Source organism: Escherichia sp. UTM R2, assembly GCF_048593455.1.
In the GTDB taxonomy this organism is placed as follows: Bacteria; Pseudomonadota; Gammaproteobacteria; order Enterobacterales; family Enterobacteriaceae; genus Escherichia; species Escherichia coli.
This window is the reverse complement of record NZ_JBFWDY010000002.1, coordinates 1,593,081-1,619,968: the sequence shown is the minus strand read 5'-3', so window position 1 is coordinate 1,619,968 and position 26,888 is coordinate 1,593,081. Positions and strand designations below refer to the sequence as shown.

General features: G+C 50.2%; 23 protein-coding genes. 9 read left to right on the top strand and 14 right to left on the bottom strand.

Annotation, left to right across the window (positions count from 1 at the left end):
- Window positions 1-123 precede the first annotated feature (123 nt).
- The 4 genes from sanA to preA all read left to right on the top strand — a co-directional run bounded on the left by sanA (window position 124) and on the right by preA (window position 3,746).
- On the top strand, window positions 124-843 hold the full coding sequence (gene sanA / locus AB4H76_RS08585; protein WP_000920064.1) for an outer membrane permeability protein SanA: 720 nt from the start codon (window positions 124-126) through the stop codon (window positions 841-843).
- Window positions 844-845: 2 nt separating this feature from the next.
- The gene (locus AB4H76_RS08580; RefSeq protein ID WP_000383096.1) at window positions 846-1,085 is read left to right on the top strand and encodes a DUF2542 family protein; all 240 of its coding nucleotides are present in this window, start codon (window positions 846-848) and stop codon (window positions 1,083-1,085) included.
- A gap of 193 nt (window positions 1,086-1,278) precedes the next feature.
- Window positions 1,279-2,517, top strand: a complete 1,239-nt coding sequence (gene preT / locus AB4H76_RS08575) for an NAD-dependent dihydropyrimidine dehydrogenase subunit PreT (protein WP_001136389.1) — start codon at window positions 1,279-1,281, stop codon at window positions 2,515-2,517.
- A complete protein-coding gene (gene preA, locus AB4H76_RS08570; RefSeq protein WP_077492699.1) occupies window positions 2,511-3,746 on the top strand; it encodes an NAD-dependent dihydropyrimidine dehydrogenase subunit PreA in 1,236 nt (411 codons plus the stop codon). Before preT ends, preA begins: the two co-directional genes overlap by 7 nt.
- Window positions 3,747-3,988: 242 nt before the next feature.
- Here the strand turns inward: preA and mglC are convergent, their stop codons facing one another.
- From mglC to folE, 6 genes are all read right to left on the bottom strand, one after another.
- Window positions 3,989-4,999, bottom strand: coding sequence for a galactose/methyl galactoside ABC transporter permease MglC (gene mglC, locus AB4H76_RS08565; RefSeq protein ID WP_001275118.1), 1,011 nt, complete (start codon window positions 4,997-4,999; stop codon window positions 3,989-3,991).
- A 15-nt stretch (window positions 5,000-5,014) separates the two neighbouring features.
- Entirely contained in the window at window positions 5,015-6,535 is a 1,521-nt protein-coding gene (gene mglA / locus AB4H76_RS08560) for a galactose/methyl galactoside ABC transporter ATP-binding protein MglA (RefSeq protein WP_077492702.1), read from the bottom strand.
- 60 nt (window positions 6,536-6,595) lie between these two features.
- Window positions 6,596-7,594: a galactose/glucose ABC transporter substrate-binding protein MglB gene (gene mglB / locus AB4H76_RS08555; protein WP_001036964.1), complete on the bottom strand. Its 999-nt coding sequence runs from the start codon at window positions 7,592-7,594 to the stop codon at window positions 6,596-6,598.
- Between the two features lie 279 nt (window positions 7,595-7,873).
- Entirely contained in the window at window positions 7,874-8,914 is a 1,041-nt protein-coding gene (galS, locus tag AB4H76_RS08550) for an HTH-type transcriptional regulator GalS (protein WP_000628659.1), read from the bottom strand.
- A 141-nt stretch (window positions 8,915-9,055) separates the two neighbouring features.
- Complete coding sequence (yeiB, locus tag AB4H76_RS08545; protein WP_000440919.1) at window positions 9,056-10,213, bottom strand: DUF418 domain-containing protein YeiB; 1,158 nt, start codon at window positions 10,211-10,213, stop codon at window positions 9,056-9,058.
- Between the two features lie 16 nt (window positions 10,214-10,229).
- A complete protein-coding gene (gene folE, locus AB4H76_RS08540) occupies window positions 10,230-10,898 on the bottom strand; it encodes a GTP cyclohydrolase I FolE (RefSeq protein WP_001139613.1) in 669 nt (222 codons plus the stop codon).
- A gap of 257 nt (window positions 10,899-11,155) precedes the next feature.
- Between folE and yeiG the strand changes: the two genes are divergently transcribed.
- On the top strand, window positions 11,156-11,992 hold the full coding sequence (gene yeiG, locus AB4H76_RS08535) for an S-formylglutathione hydrolase (RefSeq protein WP_000425438.1): 837 nt from the start codon (window positions 11,156-11,158) through the stop codon (window positions 11,990-11,992).
- 31 nt (window positions 11,993-12,023) lie between these two features.
- Here the strand turns inward: yeiG and cirA are convergent, their stop codons facing one another.
- The 3 genes from cirA to yieE form a co-directional block, all read right to left on the bottom strand.
- Entirely contained in the window at window positions 12,024-14,015 is a 1,992-nt protein-coding gene (gene cirA / locus AB4H76_RS08530; RefSeq protein ID WP_000489247.1) for a catecholate siderophore receptor CirA, read from the bottom strand.
- A gap of 293 nt (window positions 14,016-14,308) precedes the next feature.
- Window positions 14,309-15,778, bottom strand: coding sequence for a lysine-specific permease (gene lysP, locus AB4H76_RS08525; protein ID WP_000253273.1), 1,470 nt, complete (start codon window positions 15,776-15,778; stop codon window positions 14,309-14,311).
- 204 nt (window positions 15,779-15,982) lie between these two features.
- Entirely contained in the window at window positions 15,983-16,864 is an 882-nt protein-coding gene (gene yieE, locus AB4H76_RS08520; protein WP_000548294.1) for a DNA-binding transcriptional regulator YeiE, read from the bottom strand.
- 98 nt (window positions 16,865-16,962) lie between these two features.
- Here yieE and AB4H76_RS08515 point away from each other — a divergent pair, with 98 nt between their 5' ends.
- The 3 genes from AB4H76_RS08515 (at window position 16,963) to AB4H76_RS08505 (ending at window position 20,034) form a co-directional block, all read left to right on the top strand.
- Entirely contained in the window at window positions 16,963-18,012 is a 1,050-nt protein-coding gene (locus AB4H76_RS08515; protein WP_000182053.1) for a YeiH family protein, read from the top strand.
- 73 nt (window positions 18,013-18,085) lie between these two features.
- The gene (nfo, locus tag AB4H76_RS08510; RefSeq protein ID WP_000873880.1) at window positions 18,086-18,943 is read left to right on the top strand and encodes a deoxyribonuclease IV; all 858 of its coding nucleotides are present in this window, start codon (window positions 18,086-18,088) and stop codon (window positions 18,941-18,943) included.
- A gap of 2 nt (window positions 18,944-18,945) precedes the next feature.
- Window positions 18,946-20,034, top strand: a complete 1,089-nt coding sequence (locus AB4H76_RS08505) for a sugar kinase (RefSeq protein WP_001065002.1) — start codon at window positions 18,946-18,948, stop codon at window positions 20,032-20,034.
- A gap of 55 nt (window positions 20,035-20,089) precedes the next feature.
- Here the strand turns inward: AB4H76_RS08505 and AB4H76_RS08500 are convergent, their stop codons facing one another.
- Both AB4H76_RS08500 and rihB read right to left on the bottom strand, forming a co-directional pair.
- Window positions 20,090-21,340 carry a NupC/NupG family nucleoside CNT transporter gene (locus AB4H76_RS08500; RefSeq protein ID WP_077492706.1) on the bottom strand — a complete coding sequence of 417 codons (1,251 nt, stop codon included), beginning with the start codon at window positions 21,338-21,340 and terminating at the stop codon, window positions 20,090-20,092.
- A gap of 99 nt (window positions 21,341-21,439) precedes the next feature.
- Window positions 21,440-22,381 carry a ribosylpyrimidine nucleosidase gene (gene rihB, locus AB4H76_RS08495; protein ID WP_000415446.1) on the bottom strand — a complete coding sequence of 314 codons (942 nt, stop codon included), beginning with the start codon at window positions 22,379-22,381 and terminating at the stop codon, window positions 21,440-21,442.
- Window positions 22,382-22,510: 129 nt separating this feature from the next.
- Between rihB and AB4H76_RS08490 the strand changes: the two genes are divergently transcribed.
- Window positions 22,511-23,209, top strand: coding sequence for a transcriptional regulator YeiL (locus AB4H76_RS08490; RefSeq protein ID WP_000658583.1), 699 nt, complete (start codon window positions 22,511-22,513; stop codon window positions 23,207-23,209).
- 70 nt (window positions 23,210-23,279) lie between these two features.
- Here AB4H76_RS08490 and AB4H76_RS08485 read toward each other — a convergent pair whose 3' ends face one another.
- The 3 genes from AB4H76_RS08485 to AB4H76_RS08475 form a co-directional block, all read right to left on the bottom strand.
- Entirely contained in the window at window positions 23,280-24,530 is a 1,251-nt protein-coding gene (locus AB4H76_RS08485; RefSeq protein WP_000353878.1) for a NupC/NupG family nucleoside CNT transporter, read from the bottom strand.
- A 93-nt stretch (window positions 24,531-24,623) separates the two neighbouring features.
- A complete protein-coding gene (psuG, locus tag AB4H76_RS08480; protein WP_000040209.1) occupies window positions 24,624-25,562 on the bottom strand; it encodes a pseudouridine-5'-phosphate glycosidase in 939 nt (312 codons plus the stop codon).
- A complete protein-coding gene (locus AB4H76_RS08475; RefSeq protein WP_001208132.1) occupies window positions 25,550-26,491 on the bottom strand; it encodes a pseudouridine kinase in 942 nt (313 codons plus the stop codon). The genes psuG and AB4H76_RS08475 overlap by 13 nt, the downstream gene beginning before the upstream one ends.
- Between the last annotated feature and the right edge of the window lie 397 nt (window positions 26,492-26,888).

Genomic DNA, 26,888 nt, shown 5'->3' with positions numbered 1-26,888 from the left:
CCTTGTCCGGCTTGCCAGCCCTCTCCTGGTGTCGAAATTCCCGGCAAACAGTTTGCCGTTTCTTGCGCAAAACCAGCGGGTAAAGTAGCCTGATGGAAATTTTCCTTAGATCGAGTCTCCTGCATGTTAAAGCGCGTGTTCCTCAGCCTGTTAGTCCTGATCGGCTTGCTGCTGTTGACTGTGCTCGGCCTCGATCGCTGGATGAGCTGGAAAACCGCGCCTTATATCTACGACGAATTGCAGGATCTCCCCTACCGCCAGGTCGGTGTGGTGCTCGGAACAGCAAAATATTATCGTACTGGCGTAATTAATCAGTATTATCGCTACCGCATTCAAGGAGCGATTAATGCCTATAACAGCGGTAAGGTAAATTATCTATTACTGAGCGGCGATAACGCATTGCAAAGTTATAATGAGCCGATGACCATGCGCAAAGATTTAATCGCTGCTGGTGTCGACCCATCAGATATTGTTCTCGATTACGCAGGCTTTCGTACGCTGGATTCCATCGTGCGTACACGCAAAGTTTTCGATACTAATGATTTCATTATTATCACCCAACGTTTCCACTGTGAGCGAGCATTATTTATTGCGCTGCATATGGGGATTCAGGCTCAGTGTTATGCCGTACCGTCACCGAAAGATATGCTGTCAGTACGTATTCGTGAATTTGCCGCCCGTTTCGGTGCGCTGGCTGACCTTTATATTTTTAAACGTGAACCGCGTTTTTTAGGGCCGCTGGTCCCTATTCCGGCTATGCACCAGGTACCGGAAGATGCGCAGGGGTATCCCGCCGTCACACCCGAACAGTTACTTGAATTACAAAAGAAACAAGGAAAGTAGTTATGGATGTACAGCAGTTTTTTGTCGTTGCCGTTTTTTTCCTTATCCCGATATTTTGTTTCCGCGAAGCATGGAAAGGCTGGCGCGCAGGCGCGATTGATAAACGGGTTAAAAATGCACCGGAACCGGTGTATGTCTGGCGAGCAAAAAATCCCGGACTCTTTTTCGCTTATATGGTGGCATATATCGGCTTCGGAATTTTATCTATCGGCATGATTGTTTATCTTATTTTCTATCGTTAATATTCCCCTCTCCAGTTAATTATTGAGAATAATTATTACTTCACCTGATAAGCTGCGGATATCACATTCCTAACCGCAGCTATTTGTGAATCTTTTCACAGTTTAAATTCCCCCGCACGCTTAGCCTTAATATCAGTACATTATTATTTACTAAACGCTCGCCTTAATTACCTATAGCATTAAGGAAGATCACATGCCGCAACAAAATTATCTGGATGAACTCACTCCGGCTTTTACGTCTTTACTGGCGATTAAAGAAGCCTCTCGCTGTTTATTATGTCACGACGCTCCCTGTAGTCAGGCTTGCCCGGCACAGACCGATCCGGGGAAATTTATTCGCTCAATCTACTTTCGTAATTTTAAAGGCGCTGCCGAGACAATTCGCGAAAATAATGCCCTCGGTGCCGTTTGTGCCAGAGTGTGCCCGACGGAGAAATTATGCCAAAGCGGTTGTACCCGTGCCGGTGTTGATGCTCCCATTGATATCGGCCGCTTACAGCGTTTTGTTACTGATTTTGAACAACAAACCGGAATGGAAATTTATCAGCCCGGTACTAAAACGCTCGGCAAAGTCGCGATTATTGGCGCAGGTCCTGCCGGATTGCAGGCCAGTGTGACACTGACAAACCAGGGTTATGACGTCACGATTTATGAGAAAGAAGCGCACCCCGGTGGCTGGTTGCGTAACGGTATTCCGCAATTCCGGTTACCGCAATCAGTGCTGGATGCAGAGATCGCCCGTATTGAAAAAATGGGCGTGACCATTAAGTGCAACAACGAAGTCGGTAACACACTCACCCTTGAGCAGCTGAAAGCAGAAAACCGCGCGGTACTGGTCACCGTGGGGTTATCAAGCGGTTCCGGGCTACCGCTGTTTGAGCATAGTGACGTTGAGATTGCCGTCGACTTCTTGCAACGTGCACGACAGGCGCAAGGCGATATCAGCATTCCACAAAGCGCATTAATTATCGGCGGCGGTGATGTCGCGATGGACGTAGCCAGCACGCTGAAAGTTCTCGGCTGTCAGGCGGTAACTTGCGTAGCGCGTGAAGAGTTAGATGAGTTTCCGGCAAGCGAAAAAGAGTTTACCAGCGCCCGGGAGCTGGGCGTTTCGATCATCGATGGATTCACGCCAGTAGCCGTGGAAGGCAATAAAGTCACGTTTAAGCATGTACGGTTATCGGGCGAACTGACGATGGCGGCAGATAAAATTATTCTCGCCGTCGGTCAGCATGCCAGACTAGATGCCTTTGCGGAGTTAGAGCCGCAGCGTAACACCATCAAAACACAAAATTACCAGACCCGCGACCCGCAAGTCTTTGCTGCTGGCGATATTGTTGAGGGTGACAAAACCGTGGTCTATGCCGTGAAAACCGGGAAAGAAGCCGCCGAGGCGATTCATCACTATTTAGAGGGAGCTTGCTCATGTTAACGAAAGATCTTTCGATTACTTTTTGCGGCGTGAAGTTTCCCAACCCGTTCTGCCTCTCTTCTTCGCCGGTAGGCAACTGCTATGAGATGTGTGCCAAAGCCTACGACACAGGTTGGGGCGGTGTGGTGTTTAAAACGATCGGCTTTTTTATCGCCAACGAAGTCTCGCCGCGTTTTGATCATCTGGTGAAAGAAGATACCGGTTTTATCGGCTTCAAAAATATGGAGCAGATTGCTGAACATCCGTTGGAAGAGAATCTGGACGCCCTGCGTCGGCTGAAGGAAGATTACCCGGACAAAGTATTGATCGCTTCGATCATGGGGGAAAATGAGCAGCAATGGGAGGAGCTGGCGCGCCTGGTGCAAGAAGCTGGCGCGGATATGATCGAGTGTAACTTCTCCTGTCCGCAAATGACTTCTCATGCGATGGGTAGCGATGTCGGGCAAAGCCCGGAGCTGGTAGAAAAATATTGTCGGGCAGTGAAACGGGGTTCCACGCTGCCAATGCTGGCGAAGATGACGCCGAATATCGGTGATATGTGCGAAGTGGCGCTGGCGGCGAAGCGCGGCGGCGCAGATGGCATTGCGGCGATTAACACCGTTAAATCCATCACCAATATCGATCTTAATCAGAAAATCGGTATGCCGATCGTTAACGGAAAATCGAGTATTTCCGGATATTCCGGTAAAGCGGTAAAACCGATCGCCCTGCGCTTCATTCAGCAAATGCGCACCCATCCAGAACTGCGCGATTTCCCAATCAGCGGTATCGGCGGCATTGAAACCTGGGAGGATGCGGCTGAGTTTTTATTGCTCGGCGCAGCAACGTTACAGGTGACCACCGGCATCATGCAGTACGGGTATCGGATAGTGGAAGATATGGCAAGCGGGTTGTCGCATTATCTCGCCGATCAGGGATTTGATTCGCTGCAGGAGATGGTAGGTCTGGCGAATAACAATATTGTCCCGGCGGAAGATTTAGACCGCAGTTATATTGTCTATCCCCGTATCAATCTTGATAAATGTGTTGGCTGTGGACGCTGTTATATTTCCTGTTACGACGGCGGTCACCAGGCGATGGAATGGAGCGAGAAAACCCGCACACCGCATTGTAATACCGAGAAATGTGTGGGTTGTCTGCTTTGTGGTCACGTCTGCCCGGTGGGTTGTATTGAGCTCGGGGAAGTGAAGTTTAAGAAAGGCGAGAAAGAACACCCGGTAACGTTGTAAGACCAGAGACGCATCCGGCATTTGGTTCCTGTCGCCGGATGCGGCTTGAACGCCTTATCCGGCCTACAAAACCATACAAATCAGTATGTTGAGCTTATTGTAGGCCGGATAAAACGCGCCAGCGTTGCATCCGGCATTTGGCTCCTGTTGCCGGATGCGGCGTGAACGCCTTATCCGGCCTACAAAACCACACAGATCATGATGTTATGTGCGTTTATGACCGAATGCGGACCACATTCACATCATTTCTTACGCGCGTATTTCAGTGAATCCAGCGCTACGGCGAAGATAATAATCGCCCCTTTGATGATGTACTGCCAGTATGGGTTTACGCCGATATACGTCAGGCCATAGTTGATGACGGTAAAAATAATTACCCCGGTCACCACGCCAATCACCGTCCCCACACCGCCGCTGAACGATACACCGCCTACCACGCACGCCGCGATAGCATCCAGCTCATACATAAAGCCGAGGTTGTTGGTGGCAGAGCCGATACGTCCGGCTTCTAACATCCCGCCAAAGGCATAGAACACGCCAGACAACGCGTAGATCATCAGCAGGTTCAGGCCGACGTTGACACCAGATACTTTTGCCGCTTCCGGGTTACCGCCAATGGCAAAAATGTTCTTACCGAAGCGGGTTTTGTTCCACAACACCCAGACGAACGCCACCGCAATCAACGCGTAGAAGGTGATGTAAGAGAGACGGAAACTCCCCAGCGCGACAAAGCCCTGAGCAAAGGTAGAGAAGCCACTGTCAAAACCAGAAATTGGCGACGCCCCGACAAAGTCGTAATAGAGCGAGTTGATGCCATAGACGATGATCATCGTGCCGAGCGTGGTAATGAACGGCGTCACGTTGAGATAAGCGATAATCAGACCGTTGATCAAACCGATCACCGCACCAATGGCACAGACAATCAGAATAACCAGCGCAATCGGCATCGTCGCCATTTCCGGGAACACTTTGTTGGCGTTATCCATGGACTGCAATAATGTCGCAGCCACCACTGCCGCCAGCCCTACCTGACGACCAGCAGAAAGATCGGTCCCCTGGGTGACAATTAACCCTGCCACACCGAGCGCGATAATAATACGCACCGATGACTGGGTGAGAATATTACTTAAGTTCAACAGACTTAAAAATGTTGGGTCCTGGAAAATAATAATCGCCAGCAAAACTAAAAGAACGACGTAAATACCGCCCTCTTTCAGGTAAGTAAGAAAACTTTTCTTATTTAACGCACTCATGGGAAGCCCCTAATCTTAAAGGTGCAAAGACGCAAGACGCAGAATTTCGTTTTGCGTTGTTGTTTTTGTATCGGCAATTCCGGAAACGAGACCATTGCTCATGACCAGAATACGGTCTGTTATCCCTAACAACTCAGGCATTTCAGAGGAGATAATAATAATCCCCTTGCCTTTCTTCGCCAGTTCGGCAATTAACTGATAGATCTCAAACTTCGCCCCGACATCAATACCGCGCGTCGGTTCATCGAGCATTAATATTTCTGGTTGCGTTAGTAGCCAGCGACCAATAATCACCTTTTGCTGATTACCACCGGAGAGCGAACCAATTTGCGTCCGATGACCCGGCGTTTTTACCCGCATCGAATCAATCACCCACTGGGTATCGCTTTTCATCCGCGAGTTATCCAGTAAACCAACTTTATTTTTGTAGTTGCGAATATTGGAAATTAACGAGTTAAAACCGATATCCAGATAGGCATAAATTCCCGTTGAGCGGCGCTCCTCAGTTACCAGAGCAAATCCGTGGTTTATGGCTTCATTGGCATTATGGTTATTGATCTTTTTGCCGTGCAACGTAATGGTGCCAGCCGATTTCTCGCGAATACCAAATAACGTCTCAACAATATCGGTACGTTTCGCCCCCACCAGACCGGCAATACCGAGGATCTCCCCTTTATGCAGATCAAACGAGACATCGCGAATCGACGGCTGGCGCAGTGACGTCAGGTTACGCACCTCGAGGATGACTTCGCCCGGCTTGTTTTCTTTGTCAGGGAAACGCTGGTTAAGAGAACGCCCAACCATCATGGCGATGATCTTGTCCATCGTCAGTCCTGCCAGCGGTTCAGTGGCGATCCACTGACCGTCGCGCAATACGGTAACTTCATCACATAACTGGAAGATTTCTTCCATTTTATGCGAGATATAAACAATACCGCAGCCGCGCTCTTTTAATTTACGAATAATAGTGAACAGATGATTGACCTCTTTTTCGGTTAACGAAGAAGTCGGTTCATCCATAATCACAATTTTCGCGTTATAGGAAAACGCTTTGGCGATTTCGATCATCTGCATTTGCGAAACAGATAATGTGCCGACGCGCGCACGCGGATCGATATCAATATCCAGTTCATCAAAAATCGCTTTGGTTTCGCGGTACATTTTGTCCTGATCGACAAACATGCCTTTGGTGGGGTATCGCCCCAGCCACATGTTATCCATCACCGAACGTTGTAATACCAGGTTTAACTCCTGGTGTACCATCGAAATACCATTTTCCAAGGCTTCTTTTGCAGAATGGAAATCGATCTCTTTACCCTGGAATAAAATGGTGCCGGAGTCTTTTTGATAAATACCAAACAGGCATTTTAATAATGTCGATTTTCCTGCACCGTTTTCCCCCATTAATGCATGGATAGAATGTGGCCGGACTTTTAAATTAACGTTATCAAGTGCCTTAACACCAGGAAAGGACTTGTTGATACCGCTCATTTCCAACAAGTATTCCCCGGAGGACGGAGTCGTTGAGCTGACCATATAATTTTACCTTGTTGGTCATACAATAAGGGCGCAGTAATAGACTGCGCCCAATCAGTCTTATTTCTTGCTGAATTCAGCCAGGTTGTCTTTATCTACGCCAACATAAGGTACGCGGACCACTTTGTTGTCGATTTTCCAGTTGGTGCCATCAGCCGCACCTTTGCCATCGGCCAGGTTTTTCGCCAGATCAAAGGTCGCTTTCGCCTGGTTGTTAGCATCGTTCAGTACGGTGCCCGCCAGTGCACCGGATTTCACCAGCGCCAGCGCTTCTGGCAGCGCATCGACGCCAAACACCGGAATGCTGGACTTGTTGTGTGCTTTCAGTGCTTCTACCGCGCCCATTGCCATCGCATCGTTGTTGGCGATAACCACTTCGATTTTGTTGGCGTTCGGGCCAGACAGCCAGGCGTCCATCTTATCTTTCGCCTGAGCGGTATCCCACATAGCGGTATCTAACTGTAACTGTTCAGTTTTAATGCCTTTGTCGTTCAGCTCTTTAATCACGTAAGTGGTACGTGCTTCTGCATCCGGATGGCCCGGTTCACCTTTCAGCAATACGAATTGAATCTGACCGTCTTTGTTCAGATCCCAACCCTGATTCGCCGCCCAGTGTTTAGCAATCAAATCGCCCTGAATAATGCCGGACTCTTTGGAATCAGTGCCAACGTAGTAGGCTTTGTCGTAGCTATCCAGCGCCTTACGAGACGGTTCTTTGTTGAAGAAAACCACCGGCACGTTTTGCCCACGCGCTTTCTCAATCACCGTACCCGCAGCTGCCGGGTCAACCAGGTTGATTGCCAGTGCCTTCACCCCTTTCGCCAGCAATACGTCGATCTGATCGTTCTGCTTGGACTGGTCATTCTGAGAATCATTCATCAGCAGCTGAACATCTGGCGCGGCTTTCGCATCTTGCTCAATAGCCTTGCGCACTACAGACATAAAGTTATCGTCGTACTTATAGATTGTTACACCAATGCGAGTATCAGCAGCGTGTGCAGCGGCACCGAATAACATGCTGGCCATCACAGCAGACAGGGTTAACACCTTCTTATTCATGGTATCTCCGGTTTTTCTTATGCAGGGTAGTGCTTGAGATAAATGCTCGGCGGGGCAGTAGAGTTAATGAAGTGTTACTGAACGCCGAAGCTCACTTTTTAAAATTCGTTCTTCCATGCCCGGTAACGCTCCAGAAAACGGCTTTAATTGTTGTTATGACGCTATTACCTCGGTGAAAGTGATTATTCACTGTTACATACGGGTTACAACGTTAAAACGGTGCAATCATAGCCATCACATTGTTAAGATACTGTGAAATCACTCACAGATTGAAAGCGGTTACATCGCCTGATTTGTTGAGTTAGTGATCGCCGCCGCATTCTGGCGCGTTGCGACAGAATGGCGACGCACTAACGTCGGCATAAAACAGTGGCTGGCACGAGGATCAATATTGCCTGCTGCCCCCTGCAAGGCCAGTTCGGTGGCTAATTTAGCCATTGAAGCAATGGGATAACGCACGGTCGTTAATTGCGGGTCGGTGTAACGGGCGATGGGAATATCATCGAAACCGATGATTGAGAGATGTAACGGAATCGCAATGCCATTATCTTTTAATGCTGTCAGTGCGCCAGCGGCCATATTGTCGTTATAAGCAAATACAGCGGTAAGTTGTAGATTGCGCCCCAGCAGTTCAACCATCGCCGCCTCACCGCCCGGCATGTCCGGCGTACCAGTGCCAATCCAGCTTTCCGGCGGAATAATATCCTGCTCTTTCAACGCACTCATCCAGCCTGCTTTACGCATGGCGTCATCTTCAATGCCGTGACTGGAAGAAAGATAACCAATACGTTGATGACCGTTATTCAGCAACATGCGCGTCGCCATTCGGGCACCGCTGAGATTATCCAGGCAAACGCAACGATGGGCGTACCCCGGCACAACGCGGTTGATTAACACCATACCGGGAATGTTATCCATAAATTGCGCCAGTTCATCGTCACTCAATGCTTTTGAGTGAACAATCAACGCATTACAACGCTGGCGAATTAACACCTCAATGGCGTGACGCTCTTTTTCCGCTTCATGATAGCTATTGCCGATTAGCACGTATTTCTGATGCTGCTGAGCGACTAGATCCACCGCTTTTACCAGCGCGCCGAAAAACGCATCAGAAACGTCCATCACCACCACGCCAATGGTGTCGCTAACCTGAGTTGCCAGCGCCTGGGCATTGGCGTTTGGCCGATAATCCAGCTCACTCACGGCTTTCATTACTGCTTCACGCGTGTCGGCACTGACCAGCGTGCTGTTATTGAGCACCCGGGAAACCGTTGCCACAGAGACGCCAGCCTGACGCGCTACATCACGAATGGTGATCATATTCACTACCTGTTATGAGATTGCAGTAAATGACTGCTTGCTGGCGGCTATTTTGTCAGCACTGAATACAGGACTTCGTGAATCGAGTCACAGCAATGGAAACGGTTACAGCCGTTTTGTTAACGAATGTGATCCAGATCGTTATCTTGATGTTTTAGATATTGCCGGTCCGGCAGCACGCAAAGTTAACTGACGCCAGAGCCATTCCACCGGCCCCTGGCGGAAGAAACGCAGCCAGATAACAGAGAAGAGGATATTCGCCAGCCATACCGGAATAACAAACGCCAGCAGCTCCAGGCGGTCAAAATGCATAAACAAACCGAGGTGGTAAAAAAGCGTGGTACAAATCAGCGTTTGCAATAGATAGTTGGTCAGCGCCATCCGTCCGACGCAGGCGATCGCAAGCACCAGCTTAAAGCGGCTCAATTGCGGCCAGAAACCATAAAACAGCGACGCATAGCCTATCGCCTGAAACGGCGCACTCAGTTCCCGCGGCATCTGAAGTAAGAAGGCGCACCAGCGATATGCCCAGTCCAGCCGCCATTGCAGGGCGATGGCAGGAAGGTTAATGATCACCCCAATCGCCACCAGCACAAAACCAGTACGACGATAGTGACGTAAGCTGAACTGCCCTTTCAGCCAGCCACTGCGCATCAATGCGGCACCAATGAGCATCATCCCAGCCAGTTGCCAGCCATACTGTGCGCCCAGTGCCAGTAAACTGTTGCCAACACCATCGGCACGATTACTGATCGCATCAACGCCGCCGTGAAGCTTCCAGTATTTTTCATACAAAATAGCCGATGCATCCGGCGTCCAGGCGCGGCTGGTCTGGCTATCGGAAATCAACCCCAATAACAGCAAAACGCCAAGCCCCACCAGATAAAGCATGACGCCTGTATTAAACAGGCTTTTTACCGATGGCGCATCGCGCACCAGCCGCCAGCAGATTAAGCCCACCAGCCCGTAAGCCAGCAGAATATCGCCGTCCCAGAACAGTAAACCGTGAATAAAGCCCAACAAGACTAACAGCGTTAACCGCGACTGGATCCAGCGTCTGCCACGGGGCAGCAACATTTGCAGGCCCGCACCAAACAGCAGCGCAAAAAGCGTGAGGAATTTCACCTGGCCGACGAGATCAAGAAATGCCCAGGTCCATGCATCCTGCGGCGTAATAGCGCCGTACCAGGCGGGATTAAGATAAGCCGCCTTTGGTAGCCCAAAGGCGCTGATGTTTAATAGCAGGATCCCCAGAATGGCGACGCCGCGAACAAAATCGAGCGTGACGTTGCGCTCCATGGTTCCTGCCTTTTAATCAGTTGTGATGACGCACAGCGCGCAGAAACTCGTGGCGCGTATTCTGACTGGATTTGAACAATCCACCAAGAGAGGTCGTTGTCGTGGCACTGGTTGCATCGCGGATGCCACGCGCCTTCACGCAGTAATGCACCGCGTCGATCGAGACAGCCACGTTATTGGTGCCCAGCAGCGTTTGTAGCGCAATAAGAATTTGCTGCGTCAGACGTTCCTGCACCTGCGGACGCTGGGCAAAGAACTGCACGATACGGTTAATTTTTGACAGACCGATCACCGAATCTTTCGGGATATAAGCCACCGTCGCTTTGCCATCGATGGTAACAAAATGGTGTTCACAGGTACTGGTCAGAGTGATATCGCGCACGGTGACCATTTCATCGACCTTCATTTTGTTTTCAATGAGGGTGATTTTCGGGAAGTTGGCGTAATCCAGACCGGAGAAAATTTCATCGACATACATTTTAGCGATGCGATGCGGCGTTTCCATCAAACTGTCATCAGCCAGGTCGAGATTCAGCAGCTGCATGATTTCGGTCATATGACCAGCAATAAGGCTTTTGCGCGTTTCGTTATCCATTTCATGCACGGGCGGGCGCAGCGGTGTTTCCAGTCCTCGCGCAACTAACGCTTCATGAACCAGGGCCGCTTCTTTACTGAGTGATGGCATTTATGATTTCTCCTGCAGGTGTGACGCCTCCGCCCTGCGTGGGGGCAAAGTTATTAAGCTGATTTACAGCCTGATTATTGTGCGTGAGGCGGCGCACATAATCCAGTATTCACAGCGATAATTATTGTAATTGCCGCTGCCTTTCATCAGCAGATGTTAAAACATCGTTATGCAAATACGGAAGTGAAAGTTACTCACAGCACATTGAATAAACGGTATGATGAAGAAATTGCAAACAACACAACAAGGAGCCACGCATGGAAATGCTCGAAGAGCACCGCTGTTTTGAAGGCTGGCAGCAACGCTGGCGACACGACTCCAGTACCTTAAACTGCCCGATGACGTTCAGTATCTTTCTCCCTCCACCTCGTGATCACACTCCGCCACCAGTGCTGTACTGGCTTTCCGGATTAACCTGCAATGACGAGAACTTCACCACCAAGGCGGGTGCCCAGCGGGTAGCGGCGGAACTGGGGATTGTACTGGTGATGCCAGACACCAGCCCGCGCGGCGAAAAGGTTGCCAACGACGATGGCTACGATTTAGGCCAGGGCGCAGGCTTTTATCTTAATGCCACGCAACCGCCGTGGGCGACGCATTACCGGATGTATGATTATCTGCGCGATGAATTACCGGCGCTGGTTCAGTCGCAATTTAATGTCAGCGACCGCTGCGCCATTAGCGGTCACTCAATGGGTGGTCACGGTGCGCTGATTATGGCGCTGAAAAATCCGGGTAAATACACCAGCGTTTCGGCCTTTGCGCCAATTGTGAATCCGTGCAGCGTCCCGTGGGGAATCAAAGCGTTTAGCAGCTATTTAGGTGAGGACAAAAATGCATGGCTGGAATGGGACAGTTGCGCACTGATGTATGCCAGTAACGCGCAGGATGCGATCCCGACGCTTATCGATCAGGGCGATAATGATCAGTTTCTTGCCGACCAGTTGCAACCTGCGGTACTGGCAGAAGCCGCGCGCCAGAAAGCGTGGCCGATGACGCTGCGTATTCAGCCGGGATATGATCACAGTTACTACTTCATCGCCTCTTTTATAGAGGATCACCTGCGCTTCCATGCGCAGTATTTACTGAAGTGAAAGTCCGCCCGGTTCGCCGGGCATCTTCTCATCAGAAGCGATAATCCACTGCCATAAAGTAACGACGTCCGTCTTCGTTATAGCTGTAGTCGTCACGACTGAGATCCTTGTCGCCAAGGTTCAGCACGCCTGCGCGCAGTTTGACGTCTTTAGTCACCTGCCAGGCCGCGCCGGTATTCCAGATGGTATAACCGCCCGGTGTTTTAGCCGTCGCGCTGTCGGCGCGTTTCTGCCCGGTATAGTGCCCAGAAACATAGAATGACCAGTCTTCCAGCGCCAGCGGTTTCCAGTCCAGCGTACCGTTAGCAGTATGGAACGGCAGATCGGATAGCGGTTTGTTTTCGCCGTTGCTGACATCACGACCATCGTTGTAGGTGTAGTTGATCGACAGTTTCCATTCATCGTTGAACGGAATTTTCAGTTCGGTTTCCACGCCCTGAATACGAGCTTTGTTAACGTTGTAGTAGCTAAATACCGGTATGCGCCGTCCGTTAGCGCCCGTCTCAAAACCAACAAAGTTTTGGTAGCCCGGTGCAGCGTTGACGTCAGACGTACGGCTGATGCTGATACGATCTTTCACATCGTTACGGAAAACGGTAACGCTGGATTCAACCCCTTCCAGCCAGCCTTCTTCACCCATGTAGTAAAGCCCCAGCTCCCAACTTTCGCTGGTTTCTGGTTTCAGATCCGGGCTACCCACAATCTTACATGCGCCACGGCAGGAATTGCTCGTCCAGTCAGGGCTAAGTTGCAACAGAGAAGGTGCTTTAAATGCCGTCGCCCAGCCCCCTTTCACCGTTACGGTGTCGGTGGCGTTATAAACCAGGTAGGCACGCGGACTCCAGTGTTCACCGTAGGTTTCGTGATCGTCCATACGCACGCCGGTCGTCAGCGCCAGCGGCTCGAAGATCCGCCATTCATCTTCCACAAACAGCGCGTACTGGCTGGCAGACGTTTTGGAGCTGGTTCCCCCGGTCAGGTTCACCGCATCGCTAAGTTTGTCGTGACGCCATTCACCGCCAACCGTGAGAAACTGATTAATCGCCGTCAGCGGCAACGTGTATTTGCCGTCGACCGTATTGCTTTCGGAAGTTATCGGGCTGCTGTTGCCAGGGTTTTTGTTCTCGACTTTCTCACCGTAGTATTTCAGTTCGCTGGTGCCGTAATCCCAACGCCCATTATGGCTGACGGAGTAGTTCTGGCGTTCCAGGCGGTTTTTGTCCAGCGAGTCGGAATCACGATCCTGACGGTCGAAACCGTATCCGGCAGTAAAATCGTGATTTTGATTCGGTGTCCAGGCAAATTCGACATTGCCGTCGCGGCTGGAGAATCCTTCAATACGCGGCGTTTCTCCGGTATCGGTGGTCGTTGAGTTTTGCGGGTCATCCTTTTCACGTTTTGCCAGGCTGCCGTAAGCTTTCATTCCCAGCACACCATCAATTAATGGTCCACTGGTAAAGAACTGACCGTTATAGGTGTCACCGCGATCGCGATGTTCCTGAATGGTGGTATCGACGGTAACGGTACCCGACCATTTCTGACCGATTTTTTTGGTGATGATATTCACTACACCGCCGAGCGCATCGGAACCGTACAGCGACGACATCGGGCCACGGACCACTTCAATACGTTCGATGGAATCGACCGGGATCCAGTTCAGATCGAAATCATTGTGGCGGAAGACGGCATTGCGGGAGTTCACGCGTTTACCGTCGACGAGAATCAGGGTATAGCTGCTGTCCAGACCACGAATACTAACGCCCTTACGGTTATCCCCTTCGTTCGTCAGTTGTACGCCAGGCACTTCTTTGAGGACATCCTTCAGATTCTGTACCGGTTTTCGCTGCAGGTCTTCCTGGGTAATGACGCTGATACTGGCAGGTGCATCTTTAAGATTTTGTTCCACGGAAGATGCAGTGACAACCATCGTTTCGCCATCATCATCGACCGCTAACACAGGCCATGCACAAGAAATAGCGGACAAACACAGCCCGACCCGTACGAAAGGGTTCAACCTAAACATTCCATATCTCCATGAGGTAACTACGAAAATAAAATGGGTTATCGCTCACATCTTCTTCACGTCCCCTTGCGTACGGCAGCATCGCGGTGGACTTATTTTTTATGCAGGTGATCATCCCAGAAAGCCGGAACAGCCTCTGATTTGTCAGCCTTTTTTAATTGCGGCGTAACGATAATGCAAACGATAACAATTATCAATCCAAATGTTAAATTTTATATCTGCATGATTTGTCAGGGAAATGGAATTGAAAAAGCCCTCTCGGTTGAGAGGGCTTAGCAAGGAAGGGAGGAAACTTATTTCTTATCGTTCTGCGGGAACTTCATTTCGCTGTAGCGTACGAAGTGAGTTCCTTTAATCAGCTTGTAGCCGAACCAAATAATCAGGAACAGCGGGATACCAATATACGTTGCCGCTACGCCGCCCCAGTCAATAGTATCTTTCAGGAACGCTTCGTAGTTCTGGCCCAAAGTGATAATCAGACACAGAATGAATGCGAAGATCGGCCCCAATGGGAAGAAACCTGAACGGTACGGCAGATCGTTAATGTCGTGTCCCTGCAATACGTAACCGCGACGGAAGCGATAGTGGCTAATGGCAATCCCCAGCCAGGCGATAAAACCCGTCATCCCGGAGGTATTCAGCAGCCACAGGTATACCGTCTGGTTGCCAAACATGGAGGTCAGGAAGCACAGACCGGCAATCACCGTCGTCGCATACAGCGCATTACGCGGCACGCCACCACGCGACAGTTTAGCGAAAATGCGCGGCGCTTTACCGTCACACGCCAGGGTGTACAGCATACGAGTAGACGCATACATACCGGAGTTACCGGCTGACAGCACCGCCGTCAGAATAACTGCGTTCATCACCGCCGCCGCAGAGAGCAGACCCGCGTGCTGGAACACCAGGGTGAACGGACTAACGCTGATGTCTTTAACATCGTTACGCAGCAGGCTCGGATCGGTGTACGGAATAATGAGGCTGATAATCAGGATCGCGAACACATAGAACAACAGGATTCGCCAGAACACCTGACGTACCGCGCGTGGAATGTTTTTCGCCGGATCTTCGGACTCGCCTGCAGCAATACCGATCAGCTCGGTTCCCTGGAAAGAGAAGCCGACAATCATAGCTACGCCGATCATCGCCGCAAAACCACCAGCAAACGGCGCTTCGCCGATTGTCCAGTTGCTCCAGCCCGCAGGCTGCGCGCCTTTGAAGATACCGATAATCATCAGCACGCCAACGATGATAAAGACAATAACTGTCGTGACTTTGATCAGTGAGAACCAGTATTCCGCTTCACCAAAGCCACGAACTGAGATGTAGTTCAGCAGGAAGATAACGCCGAGGAACAACGCACTCCAGATCCAGCCCGGTGTATCCGGGAACCACCAGCTCATGACCAGCTGAGCTGCAACCAGGTCAACGGCGATAGTCACCGCCCAGTTGTACCAGTAGTTCCAGCCCAGCGCGAAGCCAAAGCCTTCTTCAACATAGTTCTGACCGTAAGTGGCAAACGAACCGGAAACCGGCATATATGCAGCCAGTTCACCGAGACTGGTCATCAGGAAGTAAACCATCAGGCCAATCAACATATACGAGAGCAATGCCCCGCCCGGACCTGCCTGAGAAATCGTTGCGCCAGAGGCAACAAAAAGACCTGTACCGATGGAACCGCCAATGGCAATCATCGTCAGGTGACGCGCCTTTAATTCACGGCGTAAGCCCGGCGCTTCTGTGGTTTTAGTTTCGGAAACCATACAAAAATGCTATCCATCTAAAAAATGAGGCGCGATTGTAGCAGACGATTGGCAATCCTTCCGGCAGAAATACACGGTTATAAGACACCTTCATGATCGCCCAGGGATTATAAGTAAAGCAGCCAATCTCTTTTCTGGCGAATGCATGCTGAAGGCGCTGCGTCACGAAATCGACACAGCACCAGCATGTTCTTGTACAGCAACTTAACGCGGTACATTCGCGGGATCGCAATAGTCCAGAAAGCGCCGTAGCGCGTTGGAAAGGTGTTTTTGCCGATGATGTATACGCCACAACGTACGCATCAGGCGCGGCAGAGGGACCGCAACTTCACTTAATGTGCCTGCCTGCAATTGATCTTCAATCACCCGTCGCGACAGGCAACTAATTCCCAACCCATGACGCACCGCATGTTTGATTGCCTCGGAGTTACCTAATTCCATCGCCATCTCAAACTTCGGTAAATGTGACAGCAATAGATAATCGACAATCTCCCGCGTGCCGGAACCGCGTTCACGCAGGATCCACGGCGCAGCGGCCAGCTGCTCTAAGGTGACCGGACCACGGGCCAACGGCGAAGTCGGCGCGGCGAAAACCACCAGCTCGTCTTCCAGCCACGGTTCAGAAATGATTTCAGTGCTGTGGCACGGTCCTTCAATAAAGCCAATATCAACGCGGAAATCCAGCACCGCTTGCATCACGTCCTGGCTGTTCCCAACGCTAAGTTCAATCGGCAACTGCGGATAATCATGGCGATAACGGGCAATAACTGCAGGCAGAATGTAGTTACCGATGGTACTACTGGCATAGATACGAATCGCGCCGTTGTCTTCGCGAAACAGTTGTTCGATTTCAACCGCCTGTTCAAGCAGTGCCAACGCACGCGGATAGAGCAGCCGACCGTGTTCATTAACTACCAGTCTTTTCCCCACGCGATCAAACAGTTGAACGCCAAGCTGCCCTTCCAGGTCGGTCAAGGCTGCGCTCACTGCTGATTGCGACAACGCCAGCATCACCGACGCCTGGGTGGTTGATCCACTTTTCAATACTTCTGCAAAAACTTCCAACTGCCGGAGGGTGATGTGCATAGTCGCTTACCACTTATAAAGATTAATTATAAATATATAATCAATTTTATTTTTAAACCAGTTAGTCGTAACCTTATGCCCGGATAAAGGAGAGGGTTATGACGAATATCACCTTACAGAAACAACATCGTACACTGTGGCATTTTATTCCGGGGTTAGCCCTGAGTGCAGTTATCACCGGGGTCGCCCTGTGGGGTGGTTCCATTCCCGCGGTTGCGGGTGCCGGGTTTAGTGCCCTCACCCTCGCAATCTTGTTGGGGATGGTTTTAGGCAACACCATCTATCCGCACATCTGGAAAAGCTGTGACGGTGGTGTGCTGTTTGCCAAGCAATATTTATTACGTCTGGGTATCATTCTTTATGGCTTCCGTCTGACGTTCTCGCAAATTGCCGATGTCGGTATCAGTGGGATCATCATTGACGTGTTGACGCTGTCCAGTACCTTCCTGCTGGCTTGCTTCCTGGGGCAGAAAGTGTTTGGTCTGGATAAGCACACCAGCTGGTTGATCGGTGCCGGTAGCAGTATCTGTGGTGCTGCCGCGGTACTGGCGACTGAGCCGGTAGTGAAAGCGGAAGCCAGTAAAGTAACCGTGGCTGTTGCAACCGTTGTTATCTTCGGGACCGTCGCGATTTTCCTCTACCCGGCGATATATCCGCTGATGTCTCAATGGTTTAGTCCGGAAACTTTCGGTATCTACATTGGTTCTACTGTGCACGAAGTGGCGCAGGTGGTGGCGGCAGGTCATGCCATCAGCCCGGATGCGGAAAACGCAGCAGTTATTTCCAAAATGCTGCGCGTGATGATGCTGGCTCCGTTCCTCATCCTGCTGGCGGCGCGTGTTAAACAGCTGTCTGGGGCGAACAGCGGCGAGAAAAGCAAAATCACTATTCCGTGGTTTGCCATCTTGTTCATCGTCGTTGCCATCTTTAACTCGTTCCACCTGTTACCGCAGAGCGTGGTGAACATGCTGGTAACGCTGGATACCTTCCTGCTGGCAATGGCGATGGCGGCGCTGGGTCTGACCACTCACGTCAGCGCGCTGAAAAAAGCCGGGGCGAAACCTCTGCTGATGGCACTGGTACTGTTTGCCTGGCTGATTGTTGGTGGTGGTGCGATTAACTATGTGATTCAAAGCGTCATCGCATAAACCACTACATCTTGCTCCTGTTAACCCGCTATCATTACCGTTTTCCTCCAGCGGGTTTAACAGGAGTCCTCGCATGAAATACATTGGAGCGCACGTTAGTGCTGCTGGCGGTCTGGCAAATGCCGCAATTCGCGCCGCCGAAATCGACGCAACCGCGTTTGCCTTGTTCACCAAAAACCAACGTCAGTGGCGTGCCGCACCGCTCACGACGCAAACCATCGATGAATTCAAAGCCGCCTGTGAAAAATATCACTACACATCGGCGCAAATTCTTCCCCACGACAGTTATCTGATTAACCTCGGACATCCGGTTGCTGAAGCTCTGGAAAAATCGCGCGATGCCTTTATAGATGAAATGCAGCGTTGCGAACAGCTGGGGCTTTCTTTGCTCAACTTCCACCCTGGCAGCCATCTGATGCAGATTTCAGAAGAGGATTGCCTTGCGCGTATTGCCGAATCCATCAACATTGCGCTGGATAAAACTCAAGGTGTCACCGCGGTGATTGAAAACACCGCCGGTCAGGGCAGTAACTTAGGGTTTAAATTCGAACATCTCGCAGCGATTATCGACGGCGTAGAAGATAAATCCCGCGTCGGCGTCTGCATTGATACCTGCCATGCTTTCGCTGCCGGGTATGATTTGCGTACTCCAGCCGAATGCGAAAAAACGTTCGCTGATTTTGCCCGTATTGTCGGCTTTAAGTATCTGCGCGGGATGCACCTTAACGATGCGAAAAGTACCTTTGGCAGCCGCGTTGACCGCCATCATAGCCTCGGTGAAGGCAATATCGGTCATGATGCGTTCCGCTGGATCATGCAAGACGACCGTTTCGACGGCATTCCGCTGATCCTTGAAACCATCAACCCGGATATCTGGGCAGAAGAGATCGCCTGGCTGAAAGCGCAACAAACTGAAAAAGCGGTAGCCTGAAGATGAATAACCGGGAAAAGGAGATCCTTGCAATTTTACGGCGTAACCCGCTGATTCAGCAGAACGAAATTGCGGACATGCTGCAAATCAGTCGTTCGCGCGTTGCGGCGCATATTATGGATTTAATGCGCAAAGGGCGGATTAAAGGCAAAGGTTACATTCTCACCGAGCAGGAATACTGCGTAGTGGTGGGGACAATCAATATGGATATTCGCGGGATGGCGGATATCCGTTACCCGCAAGCGGCTTCTCATCCCGGTACAATTCATTGCTCGGCGGGCGGCGTGGGACGCAACATCGCCCACAATCTGGCGCTGTTAGGCCGTGACGTCCATTTGCTTTCAGTGATTGGCGATGACTTTTATGGCGAAATGCTCCTGGAAGAAACGCGCCGTGCCGGCGTGAATGTCTCCGGCTGCGTTCGTTTGCATGGTCAAAGCACATCGACGTATCTGGCAATTGCCAATCGAGACGATCAAACCGTGCTGGCGATTAACGATACCCATCTGCTGGAACAGTTGACACCGCAACTACTGAACGGGTCGCGCGATTTACTTCGTCATGCGGGCGTGGTACTGGCTGATTGCAACCTGACAGCCGAGGCGCTGGAATGGGTCTTTACCCTCGCTGATGAAATCCCGGTGTTTGTCGATACCGTTTCAGAATTCAAAGCGGGCAAAATCAAACACTGGCTGGCGCATATTCACACCCTGAAACCCACTTTACCGGAGCTGGAAATTTTATGGGGACAGGCGATCACCAGCGATGCTGACCGTAATGCCGCAGTGAATGCATTGCATCAGCAAGGTGTTCAGCAACTGTTTGTTTATTTGCCCGATGAGTCAGTTTATTGCAGCGAAAAGGATGGAGAACAATTTTTGCTGACCGCGCCAGCGCATACGACAGTAGACAGTTTTGGTGCTGACGATGGTTTTATGGCGGGCCTGGTATATAGCTTTCTTGAAGGATACAGTTTCCGCGACAGCGCCCGTTTTGCGGTAGCCTGCGCGGCAATTTCGCGCGCCAGCGGCAGCTTAAACAACCCTACCCTGTCTGCCGATAACGCGCTTTCATTAGTGCCAATGGTGTAACAATGTTGCCGGATTCGACGCTTGACCGCATCTTATCCGGCTCATAAATTGCGCACTACGCTAAACCAATAAAGAATCCTGCAATAGTAGCACTCATCAGGTTAGAAAGTGTCGCCGCCGCCAGCGCGCGTAAACCAAGTTGGGCGATTTCCGGCGCACGGTGTGGCGCAACCGCAGAAAACGCCCCCACCACCACCCCGATAGAACCAAAGTTAGCGAAACCGCACAACGCGAAAGAAATAATCGCCACGGTTTTAGCATCCAGAGTGCCACCCGTTTGCAGATATGGCGAGAAATTGAGATAAGCGACAAATTCATTGATCGCCAGCTTCTGCCCAATCACACTCCCGGCAAGATTTGCATCACTCCAGTCACCCCCCATCACCCACGCCAATGGGGCCAACAGGTAACCTAAAATGGACTCCAGCGAGGCATGTGCAAAACCAAACCAGCCGCCAACGCCGCCGATAATACCATTAATTAACGCAATGATGGCGACAAATGCCATAACAACTGTCGCTACACCGGCGGCGATTTTCAGCCCGGTCATTGCCCCTGTCGCAGCGGCTTCAATAATGCTTTTTGGCGGTGTTTCGGTGAAAGAGAGGTTATTAAAGGAAACCTGCGAAGATTCCGTAGCCGGGCTTAACAGGCGGGCAAACAAGATCCCGCCTGGGATCGCCATTAACGATGCCGCCAGCAAATATTCCACAGGTACGCCCAGGGCGGCGTAACCAATCATTATCGAACCAGCAATCGAGGCCATGCCACTACAAATCGCTGTAAATAATTCATTGCGATTCAGACGATCGATAAAGGGTTTGACGATCGCCGGAATTTCGTTTTGCCCGAGGAAAATGGTGGTGACCGCGACGAATGACTCAATCTTGCTGATATTTAATGCTTTCTGGAATATACCGCCGAGAATGCGAATTAAAATCCCCATCACACCGATGTAGTAGAGAATACTCACCAGTGCGGTGACGAAGATAATTGCCGGTAATACCCTGAAACCAAAGATAAATCCTGCGCCATCAAACAGCGTGTCCATTTTCGGCCCGACCAGCGAACCGAAGATAAATGCGCTACCCGCGTCGCTGTACGCCATCACTTTATGCACGCCAAAAGCGACTTTTTCAGCGACCCAACGCCCTGGCGGTAACCAAAGCATAATCCCGCCAATCACGACCTGTAACACTAACGCCGCGCCAACGGTACGCAGGCTGATCTTCTTCTTGTTTACTGACAGCAAAAACGCAATCGTCAGCAATACCACCATTCCCAGAACACTTCTCATGACATCCATAGTTATTATCTCTTCATGTCATATTGGGCGACGGCTTTCTGCCCATCAGAAATAGCCGGGCTTGGATCTTGCGATACTGACCCGGCTTGTTATCAACACTTAATGGGTTTTGATGTAGCCGCGCACGCACTCTTCGACTAAGCCCCAGAACCAGTCGGTATCAATAGTGATGCCGACTTTGGTATTAGCGGGCTTGCCAAGAACGCCCAGCTCGTCGCAGACGGTACGCCCATAGCAAGGGCCACTGTTGACGTCCACTTCGACGTACATCTCCTGGGTTTTAATGCCATCAGGGTTAATCAGATAACCGATGCAGGTGGCGTCGTGCACCGGGCCGCCAGCCAGGCCGTAGTTTTCGAACTGCGTTTTGAGAGTGAAGTTCATGATGTCGCTGAACAGCTCTCCGGCAGGGCCGCCTGCCCTTTCCATCCGTGCAATCACGTCCGGGGTGCAAACGGTCTGGTTGGTGAGATCGAGGCCCATCATCACTAATGGAACGCCGGAGGTGAACACCACGCGGGCTGCTTCCGGATCAGCAAAGATGTTGAACTCGGCAGATGGCGTGAAGTTGCCTGTACCGTAAGCGCCGCCCATTAGCACAATTTCACGGATTTTGGGCAGGATCGCGGGTTGCATACGCATTGCCACCGCGATATTTGAAAGCGGACCAACCGGCACCAGAGTGATATCGCCATCGCTTGCCATCAGGGTATCAATGATGTATTTCACCGCGTGGGTACTTTCTGCCTGGCGGGTCAGCGGCTCGAATACCGGGCCATCCAGTCCGGTTTCACCGTGAATATTATCGGCAACGATTTGTTTACGCATAATGGGTTGCGGCATCCCCGCATAAACCGGAACATTAATCTCCAGTTTCTGGCAAACATTCAGGCCATTAATTAATGTTTTATCAAGCGTCTGATTACCCGCTACAATAGTGATGCCTAATAAATCTATTGCCGGATGTTTCGCTGCCATCATCATTGCAATAGCATCATCATGACCCGGATCACAATCCAGAATAATTTTTCTCTTTTCCATTGTTTATTTCCTCTGTTTCCAGTTGCGTTATTTTTTCTACAGCAAAGAAAATTCGACCGGGCCGATGATTGAATCTTACCAACCGCGTACGTATGCTAAATATGAGAAATCTCATAGCGGATAAACATCGTGAAAGAAATCCACAATAATGATCTTAAGCAGCAATTGATGAGTGAATCCGCGTTTAAGGATTGCTTTTTAACGGATGTTTCAGCCGATACGCGGCTGTTTCATTTTTTAGCGCGTGACTACATTGTGCAGGAAGGGCAACAGCCGTCCTGGCTGTTTTATCTGACGCGAGGCCGCGCCAGGCTTTACGCCACGCTTGCTAATGGTCGCGTGTCGCTGATCGATTTCTTTGCCGCCCCCTGTTTTATTGGTGAGATTGAGTTAATCGACAAAGACCATGAACCGCGTGCGGTGCAGGCTATTGAAGAGTGTTGGTGCCTTGCGCTCTCTATGAAACATTACCGCCCGCTGTTATTAAACGACACGCTATTTTTACGAAAACTCTGCGTCACCTTAAGTCATAAAAATTATCGTAATATTGTTTCTTTAACTCAGAATCAATCATTTCCGTTAGTTAATCGCCTGGCAGCTTTTATATTACTCTCGCAGGAAGGTGATCTTTATCACGAAAAGCATACGCAAGCGGCAGAGTATTTAGGCGTTTCTTATCGACATCTTTTATATGTTCTCGCGCAATTCATTCACGACGGTTTATTAACTAAAAGCAAGAAAGGGTATCTCATTAAAAACAGAAAGCAGTTGTCAGGACTGGCGCTGGAGATGGACCCGGAGAATAAATTCTCCGGGATGATGCAGTAAAAATTATTTGCAATAGCGCGATTGCCGGATGCAACGCTTAATACGTTTTATCCGGTCTACAAATCGAGCATTACGCCAGACCAATAAAGAACCCGGCAATAGTCGCACTCATCAGGTTGGAAAGCGTTGCTGCTGCCAGCGCCCGTAAACCAAGCTGGGCGATTTCTGGAGCACGTTTTGGCGAAATAGCCGAAAATGCGCCAACGACAACACCGATAGAACCAAAGTTAGCAAAACCACAAAGCGCAAAGGAGATAATCGCAATGGTTTTCACTTCCAGCGTGCCGCCCGTTTGCAGGTATGGGGAGAAACTCAGGTAAGCGACGAATTCGTTAATCGCCAGTTTCTGCCCAATCAGGCTACCCGCAAGATTGGCATCACTCCAGTCCACACCCATGATCCACGCCAGCGGTGCCAGCACATAGCCAAAAATACTTTCCAGAGAGGCATTGGCGAAACCAAACCAGCCACCAATTCCGCCGATAATGCCGTTGATCAGCGCAATAATTGCGACAAACGCCATTACCACCGTCGCTACACCAGCGGCGATTTTCAGCCCAGTCATCGCACCGCTCGCCGCCGCTTCGATAAAGCTTTTTGGCGGCGTTTCGCTGAACGACAGATTTTCAAATGTGACCTGCGAAGGCTCGGTGGCCGGGCTAAGAATACGTGCAAACAAAATACCACCTGGGATCGCCATCAGCGATGCCGCTAACAGGTAGTCAATTGGTACGCCCATTCCGGCATAACCAATCATCATCGAACCAGCAATGGACGCCATCCCGCTACAAATTGCGGTAAACAACTCGTTGCGATTCATGCGATCGATAAACGGTTTAACGATCGCCGGGATCTCATTTTGCCCGAGGAAAATAGTTGTGACTGCGACAAAAGATTCGATTTTGCTGATGTTAAGAGCTTTCTGGAAAATGCTGCCAAGGATGCGAATCAGCAGCCCCATCACGCCAATGTAGTACAGCAGACTGATGAGCGCAGTAACGAAAATAATCGCCGGAAGTACGCGAAAGGCGAAGATAAAACCCGCACCGTCAAACAGGACATCCATTTTCGGCCCAACCAGCGAACCAAAAATGAAGGCGCTACCGGCATCACTGTAAGACATCACTTTATGAACGCCTAATGCCGCCTGTTCTACTGCCCATTTTCCCGGTGGGAAGTAGAGCATGATGCCACCAATAGCGATTTGCAGCAGCAGTGCGGCTCCAACCGTACGCAAACTGATGCTCTTTTTATTCACTGACAACAGAAATGCTATTGCCAGTAACACCACCATCCCCACAACACTTCTCATTATGTCCATAATGATTTTCCCTTCATGCCAGTAAACCCGGCGTCAGCGCCAGGTTTTGGTATGTTTGATGAGTACGGGCGACGGCTTTCTGCCCGTCAGAAATTAACCCGCGAGACGCTGGTATTCTTTGGCAATTTCACTCGCCAGAATGGCGTTGTTGAACACCAGCTGGATATTGGATTTCAGGCTGTCACCGCCGGTCAGTTCAGCAACGCGCGCCAGCAGGAACGGTGTACTTTCTTTACCAATAACGCCCTGCTCTTCGGCTTCGGCGACGGCTTGATCTATGGCTGCATTGATAGATTCCTCCGGCATCGCAAACTGTTCCGGGATCGGGTTCGCTACCACGAGGCCACCGTTCAGCCCGCTTTGCCATTTCACCGCCATTGCACGGGCAATTTCACTGGCGCTGTCGAGACGAATGCTGACGTCAAACGAGCTGGTACGGCAGAAAAACGCAGGCAGCGCTTTAGTCTGATAGCCAATTAACGGCACACCGAAGGTTTCTAAATACTCAGTGGTTAATCCTAAATCGAGAATAGATTTCGCCCCGGCACAAACAACGGTGACATTAGTATTTGCCAGTTCTTGCAAATCGGCAGAAATATCGAAGGTATGTTCCGCCCCGCGATGCACACCACCAATTCCCCCGGTGGCAAATACTTTAATTCCGGCAAGCGCCGCAATAATCATCGTTGAAGCCACAGTGGTTGCGCCATTTTTTCCGGCGGCAACAACAAAAGGTAAATCGCGACGACTAACTTTGGTCACGTTATGCCCTTCACGACCCAGTAATTCAATTTCTTCTTTACTTAAACCCACTTTCATCACGCCGCCAATAATGGCGATAGTGGCAGGTACTGCGCCCTGTTTACGAATAGTTTCTTCTACTTCAATTGCGGTCTGGGCATTTTGTGGGAACGGCATCCCGTGAGAAATAATGGTCGATTCCAGCGCCACAACCGTTTTTTTGTTTTTTAAAGCTTCCTGCACTTCCGGGGAAATTTGTAATAATTCAGGGGAAATTTTTAATTTAGACATTCTGCGTTCTCCACTAACGATATAACGTTGGCAATCGATAAATCGGGGTTATTGGTGTATTCACAGGAGAGCGCCATTGACGAACATCCCTGTGCGAAACGAACAGATTCGGCAAACGGCATTCCGTCTACCCAACACGAAGCAAGTCCCGCCATCATGGCATCGCCCGCTCCGGTAACATTAATAACATTGGTTTTGATCGGCGCAGACCAGCCATTTTCACCTCTGATATCGCTGTAATAAACGCCGTCGCCGCCCATGCTCAATACCAGTCGGTTCAGGCCATGTTGATGGAACCAGGCAGCAACTTTTGCCACATCGTCACGCCCTGACAGCGCAATCCCACTCAGGGTTTCCGCTTCAAGGCGGTTTGGCTTCAGAGTGTGGATCTGATTTAGACGGTCGCGCACTTTGACACATTTCCATGCGGAAACCGGATCGACAAATACGGGTACGTTGGCGGCATTATCCAGAATCCATGCCAGTGCCTCTTCACTGATATTACAGTCCGCAACAATGACCTTTGCCCTCTGAATAAATTCACGGTGCTGTGCGAGATATTCAGCTGTAATAGCGTTGCTAATATTCATGTCATTTATAGCAACCAGCATTTCACCGGTATTATCGAGTAATGATAAATAACTAGACGTATTTTCTCCCGGCACAATCAGGCATTTATCGACATAAACGCCAGATTGATTGGTTTGCGTTAGCAGCGATTGACCATAAAAATCACTGCCTACTGCGCTCAGTAGCCAGGCTTTGTTACCCAGCAACGCCAGGTTTTGTGCAATATTGCGCCCTACTCCACCAGGCGTAAATTTTATTTTACCTGGATTTGAATCCGCATAATTTAATGATTCATGTGAATATCCGGCGACATCAATATTCGCCGAACCTATAATTACGACATAATCCTTTTCGCGCATAGCACGTCCTCTGGTAAAAAATTACCAACCCTGTCAATCCACAAGAATATAGATACTGCAAAGACGGTTTAAACATGTGTTCATATTTAAACATGTGCTCATAGTATGCATGTTTTACGTAAAGTAAATTACCGCCAGAGAGGCTAAATGGGCAGATTTGAGCAGGCTCACAAAATGCGATTAAATGCCTGAATTACAAAAGCGAGGAATTTGTGACGGGATGCACAGAACAGGAACAATAAAAAAGGGCAGAAAATAATCTGCCCTTGAGGAAATAACCTTAGTGTTTGATGAACGTTTCAAGTTTCTACTGAAAGATAAAACCATTTAAATTCATAAAATTACATTCACAAGCTGGTCATTCCCTTTGCGCTCATCCAATGATACAGGGCAGGAA

Bases quoted from the DNA above. Each gene is read 5' to 3' on its own strand.
- sanA (WP_000920064.1), top strand. From the start codon at position 124: ATGTTAAAGCGCGTGTTCCTCAGCCTGTTAGTCCTGATCGGCTTGCTG.
- AB4H76_RS08580 (WP_000383096.1), top strand. From the start codon at position 846: ATGGATGTACAGCAGTTTTTTGTCGTTGCCGTTTTTTTCCTTATCCCG.
- preT (WP_001136389.1), top strand. From the start codon at position 1,279: ATGCCGCAACAAAATTATCTGGATGAACTCACTCCGGCTTTTACGTCT.
- preA (WP_077492699.1), top strand. From the start codon at position 2,511: ATGTTAACGAAAGATCTTTCGATTACTTTTTGCGGCGTGAAGTTTCCC.
- mglC (WP_001275118.1), bottom strand. From the start codon at position 4,999: ATGAGTGCGTTAAATAAGAAAAGTTTTCTTACTTACCTGAAAGAGGGC.
- mglA (WP_077492702.1), bottom strand. From the start codon at position 6,535: ATGGTCAGCTCAACGACTCCGTCCTCCGGGGAATACTTGTTGGAAATG.
- mglB (WP_001036964.1), bottom strand. From the start codon at position 7,594: ATGAATAAGAAGGTGTTAACCCTGTCTGCTGTGATGGCCAGCATGTTA.
- galS (WP_000628659.1), bottom strand. From the start codon at position 8,914: ATGATCACCATTCGTGATGTAGCGCGTCAGGCTGGCGTCTCTGTGGCA.
- yeiB (WP_000440919.1), bottom strand. From the start codon at position 10,213: ATGGAGCGCAACGTCACGCTCGATTTTGTTCGCGGCGTCGCCATTCTG.
- folE (WP_001139613.1), bottom strand. From the start codon at position 10,898: ATGCCATCACTCAGTAAAGAAGCGGCCCTGGTTCATGAAGCGTTAGTT.
- yeiG (WP_000425438.1), top strand. From the start codon at position 11,156: ATGGAAATGCTCGAAGAGCACCGCTGTTTTGAAGGCTGGCAGCAACGC.
- cirA (WP_000489247.1), bottom strand. From the start codon at position 14,015: ATGTTTAGGTTGAACCCTTTCGTACGGGTCGGGCTGTGTTTGTCCGCT.
- lysP (WP_000253273.1), bottom strand. From the start codon at position 15,778: ATGGTTTCCGAAACTAAAACCACAGAAGCGCCGGGCTTACGCCGTGAA.
- yieE (WP_000548294.1), bottom strand. From the start codon at position 16,864: ATGCACATCACCCTCCGGCAGTTGGAAGTTTTTGCAGAAGTATTGAAA.
- AB4H76_RS08515 (WP_000182053.1), top strand. From the start codon at position 16,963: ATGACGAATATCACCTTACAGAAACAACATCGTACACTGTGGCATTTT.
- nfo (WP_000873880.1), top strand. From the start codon at position 18,086: ATGAAATACATTGGAGCGCACGTTAGTGCTGCTGGCGGTCTGGCAAAT.
- AB4H76_RS08505 (WP_001065002.1), top strand. From the start codon at position 18,946: ATGAATAACCGGGAAAAGGAGATCCTTGCAATTTTACGGCGTAACCCG.
- AB4H76_RS08500 (WP_077492706.1), bottom strand. From the start codon at position 21,340: ATGGATGTCATGAGAAGTGTTCTGGGAATGGTGGTATTGCTGACGATT.
- rihB (WP_000415446.1), bottom strand. From the start codon at position 22,381: ATGGAAAAGAGAAAAATTATTCTGGATTGTGATCCGGGTCATGATGAT.
- AB4H76_RS08485 (WP_000353878.1), bottom strand. From the start codon at position 24,530: ATGGACATAATGAGAAGTGTTGTGGGGATGGTGGTGTTACTGGCAATA.
- psuG (WP_000040209.1), bottom strand. From the start codon at position 25,562: ATGTCTAAATTAAAAATTTCCCCTGAATTATTACAAATTTCCCCGGAA.
- AB4H76_RS08475 (WP_001208132.1), bottom strand. From the start codon at position 26,491: ATGCGCGAAAAGGATTATGTCGTAATTATAGGTTCGGCGAATATTGAT.